The 16,970-nt window shown below is 61.0% G+C and carries 17 protein-coding genes; all 17 read right to left on the bottom strand.

The window, feature by feature from the left end:
* Positions 1–23: 23 nt before the first annotated feature.
* The 17 genes from hemW to pyrR all read right to left on the bottom strand — a co-directional run bounded on the left by hemW (position 24) and on the right by pyrR (position 16,856).
* Complete coding sequence (gene hemW / locus DXB86_RS07485) at positions 24–1,256, bottom strand: radical SAM family heme chaperone HemW (RefSeq protein WP_117736684.1); 1,233 nt, start codon at positions 1,254–1,256, stop codon at positions 24–26.
* Positions 1,257–1,258: 2 nt separating this feature from the next.
* Positions 1,259–2,302 (bottom strand): tRNA dihydrouridine synthase DusB, encoded by a 1,044-nt coding sequence (gene dusB / locus DXB86_RS07480; RefSeq protein ID WP_117564277.1) that lies wholly within the window; start codon positions 2,300–2,302, stop codon positions 1,259–1,261.
* Between the two features lie 4 nt (positions 2,303–2,306).
* Positions 2,307–4,118 (bottom strand): translation elongation factor 4, encoded by a 1,812-nt coding sequence (gene lepA, locus DXB86_RS07475; RefSeq protein WP_089573391.1) that lies wholly within the window; start codon positions 4,116–4,118, stop codon positions 2,307–2,309.
* A gap of 96 nt (positions 4,119–4,214) precedes the next feature.
* Complete coding sequence (gene rpsT / locus DXB86_RS07470; RefSeq protein WP_022094714.1) at positions 4,215–4,481, bottom strand: 30S ribosomal protein S20; 267 nt, start codon at positions 4,479–4,481, stop codon at positions 4,215–4,217.
* A gap of 133 nt (positions 4,482–4,614) precedes the next feature.
* The gene (holA, locus tag DXB86_RS07465; protein ID WP_117736683.1) at positions 4,615–5,577 is read right to left on the bottom strand and encodes a DNA polymerase III subunit delta; all 963 of its coding nucleotides are present in this window, start codon (positions 5,575–5,577) and stop codon (positions 4,615–4,617) included.
* Positions 5,578–5,655: 78 nt separating this feature from the next.
* Positions 5,656–7,959, bottom strand: a complete 2,304-nt coding sequence (locus DXB86_RS07460) for a DNA internalization-related competence protein ComEC/Rec2 (protein WP_117736682.1) — start codon at positions 7,957–7,959, stop codon at positions 5,656–5,658.
* A complete protein-coding gene (locus DXB86_RS07455; RefSeq protein WP_158550964.1) occupies positions 7,956–8,669 on the bottom strand; it encodes a helix-hairpin-helix domain-containing protein in 714 nt (237 codons plus the stop codon). Before DXB86_RS07455 ends, DXB86_RS07460 begins: the two co-directional genes overlap by 4 nt.
* A 213-nt stretch (positions 8,670–8,882) precedes the next feature.
* Positions 8,883–10,127, bottom strand: a complete 1,245-nt coding sequence (gene thiI / locus DXB86_RS07450) for a tRNA uracil 4-sulfurtransferase ThiI (RefSeq protein ID WP_117736680.1) — start codon at positions 10,125–10,127, stop codon at positions 8,883–8,885.
* A complete protein-coding gene (locus DXB86_RS07445; RefSeq protein WP_035138532.1) occupies positions 10,128–10,409 on the bottom strand; it encodes a DNA-directed RNA polymerase subunit omega in 282 nt (93 codons plus the stop codon). It abuts the gene before it with no gap.
* 5 nt (positions 10,410–10,414) lie between these two features.
* Complete coding sequence (gene gmk / locus DXB86_RS07440; RefSeq protein ID WP_099431806.1) at positions 10,415–10,984, bottom strand: guanylate kinase; 570 nt, start codon at positions 10,982–10,984, stop codon at positions 10,415–10,417.
* Complete coding sequence (mihF, locus tag DXB86_RS07435) at positions 10,985–11,293, bottom strand: integration host factor, actinobacterial type (protein WP_006236130.1); 309 nt, start codon at positions 11,291–11,293, stop codon at positions 10,985–10,987. It lies immediately after the preceding gene.
* Between the two features lie 239 nt (positions 11,294–11,532).
* Positions 11,533–12,249 (bottom strand): orotidine-5'-phosphate decarboxylase, encoded by a 717-nt coding sequence (gene pyrF / locus DXB86_RS07430; RefSeq protein ID WP_117564271.1) that lies wholly within the window; start codon positions 12,247–12,249, stop codon positions 11,533–11,535.
* Positions 12,243–13,151 carry a dihydroorotate dehydrogenase gene (locus DXB86_RS07425; RefSeq protein ID WP_006236128.1) on the bottom strand — a complete coding sequence of 303 codons (909 nt, stop codon included), beginning with the start codon at positions 13,149–13,151 and terminating at the stop codon, positions 12,243–12,245. The genes pyrF and DXB86_RS07425 overlap by 7 nt, the downstream gene beginning before the upstream one ends.
* Positions 13,152–13,165: 14 nt before the next feature.
* The gene (locus DXB86_RS07420; RefSeq protein ID WP_117736693.1) at positions 13,166–13,933 is read right to left on the bottom strand and encodes a dihydroorotate dehydrogenase electron transfer subunit; all 768 of its coding nucleotides are present in this window, start codon (positions 13,931–13,933) and stop codon (positions 13,166–13,168) included.
* 116 nt (positions 13,934–14,049) lie between these two features.
* The gene (locus DXB86_RS07415; protein ID WP_117637247.1) at positions 14,050–15,339 is read right to left on the bottom strand and encodes a dihydroorotase; all 1,290 of its coding nucleotides are present in this window, start codon (positions 15,337–15,339) and stop codon (positions 14,050–14,052) included.
* Entirely contained in the window at positions 15,323–16,267 is a 945-nt protein-coding gene (locus DXB86_RS07410) for an aspartate carbamoyltransferase catalytic subunit (protein ID WP_035138537.1), read from the bottom strand. Before DXB86_RS07410 ends, DXB86_RS07415 begins: the two co-directional genes overlap by 17 nt.
* Positions 16,268–16,271: 4 nt before the next feature.
* Positions 16,272–16,856 (bottom strand): bifunctional pyr operon transcriptional regulator/uracil phosphoribosyltransferase PyrR, encoded by a 585-nt coding sequence (gene pyrR, locus DXB86_RS07405; RefSeq protein ID WP_117654814.1) that lies wholly within the window; start codon positions 16,854–16,856, stop codon positions 16,272–16,274.
* Between the last annotated feature and the right edge of the window lie 114 nt (positions 16,857–16,970).

Genomic DNA, 16,970 nt, shown 5'->3' with positions numbered 1-16,970 from the left:
TCCGGTAATTCTACCCGAGCGGCCTAAGCTAGATCCCAAAACAGCTCGAACAGAACATTTCCATCGAGCCAGCCCAGATGGGTCGGCGCCAGACGGGCACAGGTGCGGCCAGCGATGACATCGACAGAGGCGATAGGCCCCGCATGGGTATCACCGTGCTCGGGCACCCAAGTGGCAAGCCCAAGCTCAAGAGCGCGATCACAAGCCGCTGCCAGTTCATCGGCAGGGATGACACGAGACGCGCGAACCAACAGGTCGGAATCAACACCGCGCGTCATGCGACAAGCGAGCATCAGGTCCTCGGCCGCCGCCTCGCGCCGCGACAGATACTCGGCATCAAACATCGTCGCGGCATCGTCGCGTTGTACCAAACGCACGCGGTGAAAGTCACCACGGGGAGCCACGCCGGGAAACAGTCCAGCCAAGCGGTCGAAATCCTCGTCGTCGAGCATGCCCGCGGCAGAACGACCCAGGCCCAGGTAGCCCCGACCAGTCCAGTAGGCGATATTATGGGCACATTCATGCCCATCGAGCGCGTAGCTCGCCACCTCATACGGGTGATAGCCGGCGGCACCCAGGAGCTCGCGTGCCACATCCATGCAGGCGGCCTGAAAATCCTCATCAGGCTCGAGCGACTCGTCACGGCACGCCATGCGATAGAGTGGCGTGCCCTCCTCGAGCGTGAACGGGTAGACCGACACATGATGAGGCGCCGCCGCCAACACGCCATCGAGCGTGCGCTGCCAACTCGCCGCCGTCTGCCCGGGAAGGCCACACATAAGGTCGCACGACACATCGAGGCCAGTGTCCTTTACCGTCGCGATAGCCGCGAGTGCCCGATTAGCATCGTGAATGCGGCCAATAGCAACCAGCTCGGTATTGTCGAGGGTTTGCACGCCCAGAGAGATGCGCGTGACACCCGCCTCGGCAAGCGCGGTGGCGAGCTCGGCGGTCAGGGACTCAGGATTGGCCTCGCAGGTAAACTCAACGGGGGCGCACCACGCACGAATACGCCGCGCCAGCTCCACCAGGCGCTCCCCCGCCAGCGACGGCGTGCCGCCGCCAACATAGACGGTGCGGATCTGGTCGAGGGCCCCAGCCTTGCCAAAAGCATCGAGACGCGCGAACAACTGCTCAAAATAGGAATCGAGCGCGGCATCCAAATCACACGAAGCAAAGCTGCGCGAGTCGAAGTCGCAGTAGCGGCACTTTTGGGCACAGAACGGCACGTGCACGTACAGCGCGGTAACGGCCACCCTTAAGCCTCCAGCGGATGAGGGGGCACCGATTCGCCGGCGGCAAGGGCAGCCTCGCAGGCCACCACATCATGCTCGATCTCATCGACCAGCGCCATAAACTCCTCATACGTGGAGCAGCGCACCACATGAGCACGCCAAGCGGCGGCATGGGGCATGCCTTTTAAGTACCAGCTTGCGTACGTACGGGCACGCGACATGAGCGGCAGGAGCTCATGCGTCAGCGTTAGGTGCTCACGCAGGGCGTCCAGGCGCTCGACAGAGCTGCGCGCCGGCACCGGTGTGCCATCGAGCGCAAGAGCGCGAGCATCGCCAAACACCCACGGGTTCCCGTAGATGCCGCGCGCGATAAACACCGCGCTGGCACCCGAGTTTCGCAGATGCACCGCGGCATCCTCGGCGGTGAACACATCACCCGAACCGATCACGGGAATCTCAACGGCATCTGCGACCTCATCGACGACCGACCAATCGGCCTGGCCCGTGTAGAGCTGCGTGGCGCAACGACCATGCACGGCGACTGCGGCAGCCCCTGCACTCTCAAGCATCTGGGCAAATGTCGCGGCATTGCGGTCCTCGGCATAAAAGCCCTTGCGAATCTTGACGGTCACGGGCACGTGCGCCGCGCCAACCGTGGCCTCGACGATCTTCTCGGCCAGGTCGGGCGTGCGCATGAGCGCCGAGCCCTCGCCCTTGGTAACGACCTTGCGGGCGGGACATGCCATATTGATATCGATGAGCGACAGGCGATCGCCAACGCGCTCCTCGACGGCGGCGACGGCGCTCGCAAACTGATCGGGCTTGGAGCCAAAGAGCTGCACGCAAATCTGCTGCTCCTCGTCGGCCGGTAGCACCAGGCGCCACGTCTTATTACTGGCATAGGCAAGGCCTGCCACGCTCACCATCTCGCTGTAGGCAAGGTTGGCACCGCGGCGGCGACACATGATGCGATAGGCAGGGTCGGTCACGCCCGCCATGGGAGCCATAAGGAACGGCTGCTCGGCATAGGCGCCCAGCAGCCGCAGACTATATTCGGAAAGAGCCATAGACCTACTCGTCCACCTTGAGGATCGCCATAAAGGCCTCCTGCGGGACCTCGACCGATCCGATGGCCTTCATACGCTTCTTGCCCTCTTTCTGCTTCTCGAGCAGCTTGCGCTTACGCGAGATATCGCCGCCGTAGCACTTAGCAAGAACGTCCTTGCGACGGGCCTTGACGGTGGAACGGGCGATGATCTTGTTGCCGATAGCACCCTGGATGGGCACCTCGAACAGCTGACGCGGGATGATCTCCTTGAGCTTGTCGCACAGGCCACGGGCCAGGCCATATGCCTTGTCCTTATGGACGATAAACGAAAGCGCGTCCACCTCGTCGCCCGAAAGCAGGATGTCGAGCTTGACGAGCTCAGAGGGGCGATATTCGTTGAACTCATAGTCGAGCGAGGCGTAACCCTTGGTGCGGCTCTTGAGCTGATCGAAGAAGTCCAAGATGAGCTCGGCGAGCGGCATATCAAAGCGCATCTCGACCGATTTGCTCGTCAGGTGGATCATGTCGGTCGTGACGCCGCGGTGCTCGATGGCGAGCTGCATGACGGCACCCGTGTACTCAGGCGGGCAGATGATCTTTGCCTTGAGGTAGGGTTCCTCAATACGATCGATGCGGGTGGCCTCGGGAAGGTCCTGCGGACTGCGGACATCGATCATCTCGCCGTCGGTCTTGTAGACGTGATAGTCGACCGAGGGGCTCGTGGCAATGAGGTCCAGGTTGAATTCGCGCTCCAGGCGTTCCTTGACGACTTCCATGTGTAGCAGGCCCAAGAAGCCCACGCGGAAGCCAAAGCCGAGCGCCACCGAGGTCTCGGGCTCCCACACCAACGATGGGTCGTTAACGTGCAGCTTATCGAGCGCGTCACGCAGGTTCTCGTAGTCCTTGTTATCGATTGGGAACAGGCCCGTATAGACCATGGGCTTGGCCTCGCGGTAACCCGGAAGCGGCTCGGGGCAGGGGTTCGACGCCCAGGTAAGGGTGTCGCCCACGCGAACGGCCTCGGGGTCCTTCAGGCCCGTGACCACATAGCCGACCTCGCCAACCGTCAGCGCGTCAACCGGGGTCTCGGCAGGACGCTTGACACCCACGCCGTCGACCAAAAAGTCGCCCTCTGCCTGCATCATGCGCAGGGTATCGCCCTTTTTGATGGAGCCGTCAAAGACGCGCACCGTGGCGACGACGCCACGATACTCGTCGAAGTACGAATCCAGAATGAGTGCCTTGAGCGGCGCGTTCGCATCGCCCTTGGGCGGAGAGATCAAAAAGACAATGGACTCCAGCAGATCATGGATGCCCTCGCCGGTCTTGCCCGAGACACACACGGCATCATCGGCGGGAATCGCCAGGTCATCCTCGATCTCGGTCTTAACCTCATCGGGATGGGCAGAGGGCAGGTCGATCTTGTTGATGGCCGGCACAATGTCCAGATTGGCGTTCATGGCGAGCGTCGCGTTGGAGACAGTCTGCGCCTCGACGCCCTGCGTGGCGTCGACAACGAGCACCGCGCCCTCACAGGCTGCCAGCGAGCGCGAGACCTCATAGGTAAAGTCAACGTGGCCCGGCGTATCGATCAGATTGAACTGATACGTCTCGCCATCGTCGGCGTCATAGGACACGCGAACGGCATTGGACTTGATCGTGATGCCGCGCTCGCGCTCGATATCCATGGTGTCGAGCAGCTGCGACTCCATGTCGCGTTCGTCGACGGTATGGGTGAGCTCGAGGATGCGATCGCTGATCGTGGACTTGCCATGGTCGATGTGCGCAACGATTGAGAAGTTGCGGATGTGGGAAATGTCAATTGAAGTATTCATGCGGACTATCTTACCCGAGCGGTACAAAAAATGGAGCCTGTTCCATAAAACAGGCTCCATTTATGCGCGTAATCTGTGTGGTGTGAAATTTACAACTTAGGCGTTGATGCTGTTCACGAGCTTGGCAAGACCGGACTTGCGGTTGGAAGCCTGGTTCTTGTGGATAACATGCTTGGCGGCAGCCATGTCGAGACGCTTGGTAACGGTCTTGAGGGCAGCCTGGGCCTTCTCGGCGTCGCCCTCGGCGACGGCGGACTGGACGTGCTTGGTCAGCGTCTTGAGCTCGGACTTGACAGCCTTGTTACGCATGCGAGCTGCCTCATTGGTGCGGATACGCTTCTTCTGAGACTTGATGTTTGCCACTTCTGGAGTTCCTTTCGAGTTCCTTGCAAAAAATGTATGACACCTCTGAGACACGGTGAGGTCATGCAAGCGCCTACTATAGCACGCTCCCCCTCAAAGGAATAGAACGAATTTGTCAAATAGGCAGGTATCATCACGATTTTCTCAAGATGTTCGTAATCCAGAGCAAAAGCGCGGTCTCAGAATCGGCAGAGCCCTTGAGCGCGAGCTCCACATCGACCGCACCCTCGAGCGCTGCGACGAGCTCTGCCATCGAAAAGCGACGCGCCCAAGTCAGGTGATTCTTGACCTGCCAGGGCTGGAGCTTGAGCGTTGCGGCCAGCTCACGACCCTGTCCACGCGCATCGAGCGCCTTGGCGACGATCAGCTCACGGATGCGACCGCACAGCAGCGTGTAGGTCCACACATAGCTCTTGACGGGCAGCAGATTGAAGAGCTCGAGCGATCGCCGCATATCGCGAGCCGAGACGGCGTTGAGGAAGTCCCAGGGTTGAACCTCGGCCGTACGGACAATCCAGCGCTCAACATCGGCAAGTTCAATCTGAGGCGACTCGACCATCTGGGCAAGCTTAGCCAAGTCGTTATCGAGCATGCGCGTGTTTTCGCCCGAACGCGAGACGAGCTCCTCGGCGGCCGCCGTCGAAATCGACTTACCGCGCTGCGTCGCCATCTGCTGAACACGGCGCGGCAGTTCCCAGCGCTTGGTACCCGAGCAATTGACGATAGCCTTCTTGTCGATCTTGGCGATTGCCTTATACAGGCGCGTATTCTTGGCAAGTGAGTCGGCGATGATGAGGCAGACCGTAGTGGGGCTGGGACTCGCCAGATACCCAACGAGCGGCTCCGAGACCGCCTTGGCGAGCTTTGAGCAGCCATCGAGGATTACCAGACGAAACTCGCTGCCCATCGGAAAGGTGTTAAGCGATCCGATAATGGACTCGATATCGGGGTCCTTGGTCATGTCTCGCTCGTCGAGGTTGAACTCGACCATACCCGACTTTTCCAGACGCGCTTTCATACGCGAGACGGCGTAATCGCGCTTAACTCCGTCGGTACCGACGATCAGATATGCCGGCAGCAAACCGGTTTCGGACATTGCGCTCCCCTCCCGCAGGCCTTCGCATTCGTTCCGTGCCATTCTAGCCCAGGGGCCCACCACACGCCAACGACGTCGTCACGGTCGCTGGCATCGCATCACAAAGCCATTCGCAGTCGGTGCGACGGTAATGTCGCCGTGTTCGATGGTACACGCGAACACACCACCCGCTTCCTTAACGGCATCGATGCAGGCATCGGACGGATGGCCGTATCGATTCCCCTCACCGGCGCTTGCGAGGGAAAGCTCGGGCTTCAGGACGTCCAGCAACTCACCATCGACTGAAACCTTGGAGCCGTGATGCCCAAGTTTAAGTACATCGATATCCCCCACCTCCTGCACGAATTCCCGTTCTTGGTCGAGCTCGGCATCACCGGTGAGGAGCAGACGCAGGCCCTTGCCTTTCTGAACATAAGAGAGCAGCAGGACAAGCGAATCCTCATTTCCCTCGCCATCCACGGACTCGAATGGCCACATCACGCGGGCGCAAAATGAGCCGATATCGACCGTATCCCCACGGCGCACCTGCCGATACTCCACGCCAGGTCGGTTCAATACCTCGGCAGGAGCATCCTCCAGCGCATCCGCCGCAACGGCAATCGTTCCAACCGAAAACTGTTCGAGCACATCGGGAAGACCACCCCAGTGATCCTCATCCCAATGCGTCACAAAGACGGCATCGATATGGTGCACGTTATTGCGAACCAAAGCCGCCACCACGCGCTCGTCGAGCCCGCAGTCGACGAGCGCTACTGCGCCGCCCTGGCGGATAAGAATCGCATCGGCCTGGCCCACATCGAGCACCGTCACCGAAGGCGGAGCGAATCGATCCCAGTAGACGTACGGAATCGCAGCCAAGAGCACCAGACATGCAAGCCCCACCGCCATAGGACGTGCACGGGGACGCGGCCACCTGACCAGCAGAGCCGCCAGCAAACACGGCGCTAGGTAAATCCACATGCTATCGGGCGGCACACTCACGGATGCACCCGGCACGGCGGCAAACAGCTGCTCGAAGAATAGCGCGCAAAGGGCGGCAATCATGGGCACAGCGAGCACCCAAGTCCGCAACGGTGCCACGAGCGAAAAGGGAACCAGCACGATCGACACAGCAAGCAGTACGCTCACCACCGGACCGATGACCGCATTTGCCAGCGGAGCAATGAGCGAGAACGTACCGAAGGCAGGAATGGTAATGGGGAGCGTCGCCAACTGCGAGCACAGCGTGACGGAAAGCATGCTGGCAATGCCCGATGGCACACCCAGCTCACCCAAAGCGTAGGTCGCATAGGGGCAAAAGCACAGGATGGCAAAGACGCTGGCACATGAAAGCTGAAAGCCCATCTCGAACAGCACCGTCGGCCGCAGTAGAACAAAGATGGACATGGTTACGAAGAGTGCCGATGCACCGTGCCGGCGACGCCCCGCGCCGTTTACGACAAGCGTCGCGAACACCATGCAGCACGCGCGCACGGCCGAGGGAGACGCGCCCGTAAAGGTAGTGTAGCCCACAAGCGTTATCGCCAGTATCGCCCGCTGAAGACCACGTGAGCACCGAGTCTTTTGCAATAAACCCTCGATTAAAAACCCCACGATAGCCAAATGGCTGCCCGAGACGGCGATAAGATGCGCCGTTCCCGTCACCGAAAACCAGTCGCCCGCCGGCTGGGCGCGCAGCTCGGCCGAACGACCGCAGACGACACCGGCTATGAGCGCACGCGCCGGTTCGGTCGCAGGCGCAATGGACACAAGCAGCCCATTTCGCAGCCGAAGCAGCGGCCCCGGAGAGCCCTCATCGACGGACAAAATCCGAACGGCTTTAACCTTGCGCACCTCGCCTCGGAGCGCGCGCGATCGTCCATACGCATCGTTCTCAAAACGTGAAACGCGACCGATAACACGCACGTGCGCCCCGACCTTGAGCTCACGATCACACGATAGGCGAACCGTTGCCAAGTTCTTACCGTCCGCGCGTGCCTCGCAGGTATAGGAATACACGTCGTCGTTTATGGATGGATCACCCTGCACGACAAACTCGAGGCCGCTTGCCGCTCGACCGTCGAGCGTCTTCGAGGCGTTGAGCGCACCCACGGCCCACCACGCCGAAACGACCGCACCCGCCACGAGACCGACGGACGCGGCATACAGCCACCGCTTCAAAGGGGCAAGCCGCGCACAAGAGTGAGCCAGCACAACGAAAACCGCTGCCGCAACGGGAATGGCCCATAGCGGCCCGACCGCCGTCGCCCGCTCCCTCAGCAGCGCATCAGCGGCTATGCTGAGCACCAAGGCGCAGCTCACGCACATGCCGGCACACAGGGCCATCGTCCACGGAATCAGGGGCCGCGGAGGCATCACGTGCTCTCGCTCGGTCGTACTCATACGCAGATGCAATCTTTGATTTTGGCAAGCTTCTTCTCGCCGATTCCCGACACGCGCATCAGATCGTCAACCGAAGCAAAAGCACCGTTCTTTGTCCGTTCATCGATAATCGACTGTGCCATTGAGGGACCGATTCCCGAGAGCGTCTGCAGCTCTGCCGAGCTTGCCGTATTAATGTTTACTAGGCCTGTTGCGCCACCGACGCCTGATGATGCGGAAGTCCCACCATCAACACCGGCTTCCGCAATGGACACCTGCTGCTCCCCTACCGTTGGAACGTGAATTTTTTGTCCATCAGTGACCTTGGATGCACGATTAAGCCCCGTAACGTCTGCTTCGGGCGCCAGCCCGCCGGCGGCATCAATCGCCTGAGCCACCCGCGCCCCGTCTTTGAGGCGATATACACCGGGTGACACCACGGCGCCATCAACATCGACATAGACCTCTGCCGCGGCAGACGCCTTAGGCGAAGAGCCTTCAGATGTCTTTCCACTCGAAGCATCGCCGGATCCCGGCTCCACTAACGTGCCCGAACCATCAGTGCGCTCAAACGACACACCGCCGGCACCGCCGCCAAAGTTCGCCATTGCCAGTCCACTCGCCATCGCAATGACGACCAGTATCGCCATCACCACTGCCTTATGACCGAGCAGTTTGCCCGCCCAGCGGTCCATCTTTTTGACTCGTTCGTGTTGTTCGCGCTGCGCCATAGCAAAACCTCCCAACATCATCGTGTCAGGAAAGGAGCTCCGCAACAGCCACGCCCCAAAACCGGTTTTCGCGGTCAAACCAAAAGCTGACCAAAACCTTACGAAATAATGTCCATTTATTCAGGCACACGTCAGCAAATGAACACTTAGCCCCAAAATGCCCAGATAGCAAAAGACCGACGATGCAGGCGCATCGTCGGTCTATGCACAAATTTACTCGTGATCTTGGTAAATCTCACGCGGAGCAAGCTCAGAATGTTTGTGTTTTAAGGTCTTAGGGGCCTTGTACGTGTTGCTCTCGAAGTCGATGTACTCGGTCTGCTTGAGCAGACGCTCAATCATCTCCTCGTGATCAAACAGTTCCCAGGCCTCATGCACGGCATCGAGTTTAGCGTGCGTCTCGGGACGGCGCGGCATAAACAGCGTGCAGCAGTCGGGAGCGGCCTCAGTCGAGATATCGAACGTACCGATCTCCTCGGCGCGTGCGATGATCTCCTGTTTGTCCGAACCGATGAGAGGACGGAACACGGGAATCTTCACGGCTTCGTTGACGGCCATGATGTTCTCAAGCGTTTGGGAGGCAACCTGCCCAAGCGATTCGCCCGTAACGATGGCCCTGGCACCCTCGATGTGTGCAATGCGCTCAGCAACCGAATACATAATGCGGCGATACATGATCACGCGCAGGTTGCTGGGACAGGTGACCGAAATCTCACGCTGGCAGTCGCCAAACGGCACCACGTACAGGCGGCCGATCTGGACACCCGGCTCAAGCGCACGGATGATGTCCTGCACCAGGTATTCACTCGTGTCGGGCGTCTGCGGACGACCGGAGAAATGCACCGGCACGCACACCGCGCCGCGACGCGCGAGCATCCAGGTCGCCACCGGAGAATCGATACCCGACGACAGCAGCGTCACGACCTTGCCGGCAGAACCCACCGGCAGACCGCCCACGCCGCGCTCGGAGCACGCGTACACATAAACGCTACCCTGGACCACCAGTACGTGCACCATCGCATCGGGGTCGTGCATTTGAACCTTTTTATCGGGGAAGGCCTCACACAGTACCTCGCCCACCTGACGATTGATATCGATCGAGGTGAGCTCATAGTCGGTATTGGAGCGCTTGGCGTGCACCTTAAACGAATCGAAGGAACCAAACTCGCGCAGCGCCTTCACGGCGGCGGCGCAGTACTCCTGCGGGTCGCGGTTGGTGTGATACGCCAAAGACACACGGGCAACGCCGGGAACGGTGCGAATGACACGCGCCGCCTCGTCGGCCTGATGCTCGTTAAAGGTCACGAGGATATAACCGGAAATTCGAGACACGGCGTTCACGGAAAAGGCGGCCAAGGCCGCCTTGATGTTATCCATGAGGATATGCTCAAAATGTGCGCGGTTCTTGCCCTTCAGTCCAACCTCGTGATAGTGGACCAGGCAGACGCGAGCTGCCATTTAGGCTTCAGCAACCTTGTGACCGAGCGCCTTCTCGTAACGGGCCTCGTCGTAAGAGATGTCGCCGTCGACAATCTCGTCCATAGCCATCGAGATGGTATCGGCACCGGAAAGCCCGATGGTGATGTCATCGACATCCTGGACGGCAAGCACGCGGTTGTGCTGGCCACGCAGCATGCTATTGATGTCGCAGGCGCGCTTGGAGGCAAGCGAAGCGAGCAGGAAGCGGTTGTGATCGGTCTTCTCCAGAAGATCGTCAATGCAAGGCTTTACAACGGACACGGACCTCAGATCCTTTCATGCATATCGAGAACGCGAACGAGCTCATCGGTCGCGCGGTCGAGATCGTCATTCACCACAACGTCGTCGTAGCGGTCGGCAAGGGCAAGCTCATCGGCGGCGTTTGCCATACGCAGCTCAATCGTCTCGGGCGTCTCGGTACCGCGACCGACTAGACGCTCGCGGAGCACCTCAAGCGAAGGCGGCTTGATAAAGATCAGCACGGCCTCGGGGAAACGCTCCTTCACCTGCAGGGCGCCCTGGACATCGATCTCCAAAATCAGAGACGAGCCCGAGGCGAGCTTGGATGTAACCTCGCTCACCAACGTGCCGTAGCAGTTACCGTGGACCTCGGCCCACTCAACAAACTCACCGTTTGCCACGCGGCGGTCGAACTCCTCGCGCGTCAGAAAAAAGTAGTTGACGCCGTCGACCTCACCTTTGCGTGGTGCTCGCGTGGTAGCCGAAACCGTCAGACCCAGGTTCGAGCGGCGCTCGCGCACACGAGTGACGAGCGTACCCTTGCCTGCGCCTGACGGTCCAGAAATCACAAAGAGCTTGGAATCCTGAGCGCTCACTTATTTGGTCAGCTGCTCGAGGAGCTGCTCGCGCTGACGGACGCCGAGGCCCTGGACGCGACGAGTAGCGGAGATACCGAGCTCCTCCATGATCTTGGCGGCCTTGGCCTTGCCATAACCGGGGAGAGACTCGATGAGGGTGGAAACCTTCATGCGGGAAGCGATGGGGTCATCGGAGTTGAGCACGGACTCGAGGGACTTCTCGCCCTTCTTGATCTGCTCGCGAAGCTCAGCGCGGGCGTGACGTGCGGCAGCAGCCTTCTCAAGAGCCTGCTTGCGCTGCTCGTCGGTAAGCTGAGGGAGTGCCATTCGTACCTCCAAATAGTTGGGTTATATCTGATTCAATAATTGGCATTTTAGCACGTAGAACGCACAAAAAGCCTAATCGCGGCTCCATAGGTTAGACGATACCCGCAAAAAGTGCAATATACTGCGCCCAAAGTTAAGCCCCTGACCTGCGATTCCACACAAAGGATGGGAAAGTTTACGCAGGCACAGGGGCTATTTTGTGCTAATGAGACCCAAAAGTGGTGACTTAGGGGAATCTTTTACGCGACGTTTTCGACCAGCTCGGCGACGATGGCGTCAAAGGCGGCAACCGGATCGTCGGCACCGGTGATGGGACGGCCCACCACAATGTGGCTTGCGCCACGCTCGATAGCCTGGGAAGGCGTCGCCACGCGGGACTGGTCACCAAGGGCGGCACCCACCGGACGCACACCCGGAGTCACGATCAGGGCATCAGGACCCAGCAGCTCACGCATGTCGTGAGCCTCCATCGGTGAGCACACGATGCCATCGATGCCATTGGCCTGAGCAAGCTTTGCCAAGCGGGCGGCCTCCTCGGCCACGGGAGACTCGACGCCGATCTCGCTCAAGGCATCCTGATTCATGCTCGTGAGCACGGTGATGGCGACGAGCTTGGCGCGGTCCTCACGCGCCTCCTCGGCACCCTCGCGGCAGGCAGCGAGCATAGCACCCGAGCCCAGGCCGTGGACCGAAAGCAGGTCGGCACCGGCAAGCGAGGCCGAGCGGGCAGCGCCGCGCACCTGATGCGGAATGTCATGGAACTTAAGGTCGAGGAAGACCTTAAAGCCAAGGTCCTTAAAGGTCTTGACGATCTGGGGACCCTCAGCGTAATAGAGCGTCATGCCGACCTTGAGCCAGGCGGCATGGCCCGAAAGCTCGTGGGCGAGCTCGAGCGCGCGCTCACGGTCGCAGTCGAGGGCGACGATAACACGGTCGCGGGCATCATTCTCTAGCATTCGAAAGCACCCACCAGCTCGTTGATGTCCTTTACGCCCTGGGACTCGGCCCAGGCCTCGAGCTCATGCGCGATCTTAAGCGAAGCGCACGGATCGACGAAGTTGGCCATGCCGACCGACACGCAGGTGGCGCCGGCCAGGATAAACTCAGCCGCATCCTCGCCAGTCATGACACCGCCGACACCGTTGATGGGGATATCGACGGCCTGGGCAACCTCCCAGACCATGCGCACGGCGATGTGGTGGCACAGCGGGCCCGAAAGGCCGCCCTTGGGCTTGGCCACGCGGGACTTGCGGGTATGGACGTCGATGGCCATGCCCTGGATGGAGTTGATGACCGAAAGGCCGTCGGCGCCGGCAGCCTCGAGGGCCTTGGCGATCTCGGCGACGTTGACCGGCGCCATCTTCACGAACAGCGGCTTATCGGTCACCTTGCGGCAAGCAGCCATAACGGAAGAGGCGCCCTCGGGCGTGGAGCCCATGGCGGCACCGCCGGCGGCGATATTAGGGCAGCTCACGTTGATCTCGTAGCCGGCAGCCCAGGGGCACAGCTCGACATACATCTCGAGTGCGCGGACAAACTCGTCAACGGAGTGACCGGCAACCTGACAGATGACCTGGCAGCCGTCCTTGGACAGCTGTTCGAGCCACGGACCGGACTCGCGGGCAAAGGCGGCCACGCCGGGGTTCTGAAGACCCACGGAGTTGATCATACCGCCGGGAATCTCGGCCATGCGGGGCGCGGGATTGCCGGGCCAGGGCTCGGCAGCGCAACCCTTGGTGGTGATGGCGCCCAGCTGGGAAACATCAAAGAAGTTCTGGAACTGCCAACCGTAGCCAAAGGTACCGGCTGCGGTGTTGATGGGGTTCTGCATCTTGACGCCGCCGAAATCGACGGCCATGTTCACGGTACCCACTAGAAGACCACCACCTTGGAAGCATCGAACACGGGGCCGCACATACAAGCACCCTTCATACCGTCGACCGTCTCGACATTGCAGGTGTTGCAGGCGCCAAAGCCACAGCTCATCATGCGCTCGAGCGACACCTCGCAGTACACACCGGCCTCGGCGGCAGCGGCGGCGACCTTCTTCATCATGACGGCGGGGCCGCAGCTGGCCACGTAGTCGTAGCCGCCCTCGCCAAGCAGTTCTGCGGCAGGATCGGTGCAAAAACCGTGCGTGCCGAGCGAACCGTCGTCGGTGCACACATTAACCGTGGCGCCCAGCGCGCGGAACTCATCGACACCCACGGCCTTGGACGCGGTGCCAAAGCCCAGGCACACGTCCACATCAACACCCTGCTCGGCAAGCATACCGGCAAGACAAAGCACAGGCGGAACGCCGATACCACCGGCGACGAGCAAAGCCTTCCTGGTGCCCTCGGGTACCATCCAGCCACGACCACCGGGGCCCAGCAGGTTAGAGGTGGAGCCGGGGCCCATCTGGGACAAACGGCGGGTATCGTCGCCCACGACGGCGTACCACAGCTCGACGGTGCCGGCCTCGGCGTCGGCGCGGTAGAAACTCAAGGGCACACGAAGCAGAGAAGACGCATCGCCGGGGACGGCGATGTTCACAAACTGACCGGGCTTGAGCGCACTTGCAAGCTTGGGGGCCGAGATGACGAGCGAGAAGATGCCGTCGGCGATCTCCCGGTTCGAGACGACCTCGAAGTCGTGCATGCGTGCAGTGGAAGGTGTGGGCATAGACGCTCCAATCCCCCATGCGGTTGCATGGTCTAAACGAACAGAAAGCGCGGCACCGCAAGGGCGCCGCGCACAAAAGCGATAAGGCTATGCTAGCAGATGCAGCCGTCGGCGAGCGTCTGCTTGCCACCGACAAATACATCGGTGGCACGACCGGTGAGCGTGCGGCCGGCAAAACCGGAGTTCTCGGCGCGCGACTCGTAACCGTCCTCGCCAACCGTCCAGGTTGCGGAGGGGTCGAACACGGTCAGGTCGGCGACAGAGCCCGCCTTGACCTGAACCTGATCGAGGCCCAGAATCTCACGCGGCTTGATGGCCATGAGCTCGACCATGCGGCTCACGCTCATCTTGCCCGTGTTGACCAGCTCAGTGAGCACGAGCGACAGCGAAGTCTCGAGGCCAATCATTCCAAAGGGCGCGAGCTCGAACTCGCGGGCCTTCTCCCACGGGGTGTGGGGAGCGTGGTCGGTAACGATAGCGTCGACGGTACCGTCGATGACACCCTGACGGATGGCCTCGGCATCCTCGTCGGTGCGCAGCGGCGGATTGACCTTGAGCGAGGTGTTGTAGGTCTCGTCCAGGTCGTTCTCGGTCAGGAACATGTGGTGCGGGGTGGCCTCGCAGGTCACCTGGACACCGGCAGCCTTACCGGCACGCACGAGCTCCAGGCCATGAGCGGTGGAGATGTGCTGGATGTGCAGCTTGGCACCGGTCAGCTTGGCAATCTCGATGTCGCGGGCAATCTGAAGCTCCTCGCCGGCGGCCGGCCAACCCTCGAGGGCCAGACGGGTCGAGACCTTGCCCTCGTTGATCTGGCCGTGGCCGACCAGGTCCTCGTCCTGGCAGTGGCTCATAAAAACCTTGCCGAACATCTTGCCGTAGTCCATGCAGCGACGGAGCATGCCCGCGCCCTGCACGCCACGACCGTCGTCAGTGAAGGCGACGGCGCCGTGGGCGACCATATCGCCCATCTCGGACATAGCCTCGCCCTTAAGGCCGCGAGTCATAGCACCAGAAGGATAGACGCGGCAGTGGCCGACCTCGGCAGCGCGGGACTTGACGAACTCAACGACGGTTCCGTTATCGGTGACGGGATCGGTGTTGGGCATGGCGCACACGCCGGTAAAGCCGCCCTTGGCAGCTGCGCGGGTACCGCTCTCGATGTCCTCTTTGACCTCGTAGCCGGGCTCGCGAAGGTGAACGTGCATATCCACCAGGCCGGGGACGAGGTACTTGCCGGAAAGGTCGCGGACCTCGGCTCCCTCGACGGCGAGATTCTCGCCGACCTCGGCGATCTTGTCGCCGTCAATCAGGACGTCAACGACACCGTCAAGCTCGACGGACGGGTCGACGACGTGGGCATTCTTAAGAAGCAAGGCCATTATCGGCACCTCCAAGCAGCAGATACAGGATAGCCATACGCACGCAGATACCGGCGTAGACCTGCTCCAGGATGACGGAGCGTTGCGGGTGGTCGGCCATATAGGAGTCGAACTCGACGCCGCGGTTGATGGGGCCCGGGTGACAGATGATCGCGTCGGGCTTCATGAGCTTCTCGCGGTCCTTGGTCAGACCGAAGAGCTTGTGGTACTCGCGAATGGTCGGGAACGGGGCACCCTCGAGGCGCTCCTGCTGCACGCGCAGCATATAGACGACGTCCAGCTCGGGCAGGACGGAATCGAGGTCGCTCGTCACGTGGTCGCAGCCCAGAACCTCGGGCGCCGGCGGCAGCAGCGTGCCGGGGGCGACGGCGTAGGTCTCGCAGCCCATAATCTTAAGGGCAGGGATCAGCGAGCCGCAGACGCGGGAGTGCGCGATATCGCCGACGACGGCGACCTTCAGACCGTGGAAGTCACCCTTGTGCTCCCAGATGGTGTACAGGTCGAGCAGGGCCTGCGTGGGATGGTTGTGCTTGCCGTCGCCGGCGCAGATAACGCTCGCGGGCGAGTTCTGCGTGACGATGTAGGGAGCACCGGCGTGCTTATCGCGCACGACGATGCAGTCGATCTTGTAGGCGTTGAGGGTCTCGACGGTGTCGACGAGGCTCTCACCCTTGACCGTGGAGGTCGAGGAGCCGCCAAAGTTGAGGCTGTCGGCCGAAAGACGCTTCTCGGCGAGTTCGAAGGAGCTGCGGGTGCGCGTCGAGGGCTCGTTGAACATGTTGACGATGGTCTTGCCCTTGAGCGTGGGGACCTTCTTGATCGCACGCTCGTTGACCTCGGAGAACGCCTTGGCGGTCTCGAGGATGAGCTTGATGTCCTCTTCGGAGTACTCGGTAATGTCGATCAGGTGCTTATGGTTGAACGCCACGGTACTACTCACCTCCCAGCGGCGCGGAGCCCACGTGGGAACCCGGCGCGACGTCGTTAATCTCGACAGCGGTGCGGCCGTCTACTTCCTTCATATATAGGTGCACGTTCTCCTCATGCGACGAGGGAACGTTCTTGCCGACAAAGTCCGGCGAGATGGGGAGCTCACGGTGACCGCGGTCAACGAGAACTGCCAGCTCGATGCGGCTCGGACGGCCCAGGTCCATAACGGCGTCCAGAGCGGCGCGGATAGTACGGCCCGTATACAGGATGTCGTCCACCAGCACGACGCGCTTGCCGTCGACGCTGAAGGGAATGTTGGTAGCGTGGATCGCGGGAGCGAAATTGGTCGCATAGTCATCGCGGTAGAAGCTGATGTCCAGGCTGCCGAGCGGAACGTCGACGCCCTCGATCTCCTTGATCTCCTCGGCGAGCTTCTTTGCCAGAAGGTCGCCGCGCGTGACGATGCCGACCAGAGCGAGGTCTTCACAGCCCTCGTTGCGCTCGAGGATCTCGTGCGCGATGCGGGTCATCGCTCGATTGACGGCGGTCTCGTCCATGATGACCGCCTTGGGGGAAGTCGTGCCCATCGATCTCCTTCCTCACATGTCTTGACTGCTGACACAGTCAAAAAAATAGATGCCCGACCGCTTAAAGCGGACCAGACACCCACAGGAAGGGCTGCTCTTTGGCAGCTATGTAAT

The sequence above is a fragment of the Collinsella sp. OM06-18AC genome, from assembly GCF_003438785.1.
In the GTDB taxonomy this organism is placed as follows: domain Bacteria; phylum Actinomycetota; class Coriobacteriia; order Coriobacteriales; family Coriobacteriaceae; genus Collinsella.
This window is presented reverse-complemented; position numbering and strand designations above follow the sequence as displayed.

Coding starts and splice junctions, on each gene's coding strand:
- dusB (WP_117564277.1), bottom strand. CDS start 2,302: ATGGCTCTTTCCGAATATAGTCTGCGGCTGCTGGGCGCCTATGCCGAG.
- lepA (WP_089573391.1), bottom strand. CDS start 4,118: ATGAATACTTCAATTGACATTTCCCACATCCGCAACTTCTCAATCGTT.
- holA (WP_117736683.1), bottom strand. CDS start 5,577: ATGTCCGAAACCGGTTTGCTGCCGGCATATCTGATCGTCGGTACCGAC.
- DXB86_RS07460 (WP_117736682.1), bottom strand. CDS start 7,959: ATGAGTACGACCGAGCGAGAGCACGTGATGCCTCCGCGGCCCCTGATT.
- DXB86_RS07455 (WP_158550964.1), bottom strand. CDS start 8,669: ATGGCGCAGCGCGAACAACACGAACGAGTCAAAAAGATGGACCGCTGG.
- thiI (WP_117736680.1), bottom strand. CDS start 10,127: ATGGCAGCTCGCGTCTGCCTGGTCCACTATCACGAGGTTGGACTGAAG.
- mihF (WP_006236130.1), bottom strand. CDS start 11,293: ATGGCACTCCCTCAGCTTACCGACGAGCAGCGCAAGCAGGCTCTTGAG.
- pyrF (WP_117564271.1), bottom strand. CDS start 12,249: ATGCTAGAGAATGATGCCCGCGACCGTGTTATCGTCGCCCTCGACTGC.
- DXB86_RS07425 (WP_006236128.1), bottom strand. CDS start 13,151: ATGGCCGTCGATTTCGGCGGCGTCAAGATGCAGAACCCCATCAACACC.
- DXB86_RS07420 (WP_117736693.1), bottom strand. CDS start 13,933: ATGCACGACTTCGAGGTCGTCTCGAACCGGGAGATCGCCGACGGCATC.
- DXB86_RS07415 (WP_117637247.1), bottom strand. CDS start 15,339: ATGGCCTTGCTTCTTAAGAATGCCCACGTCGTCGACCCGTCCGTCGAG.
- pyrR (WP_117654814.1), bottom strand. CDS start 16,856: ATGGGCACGACTTCCCCCAAGGCGGTCATCATGGACGAGACCGCCGTC.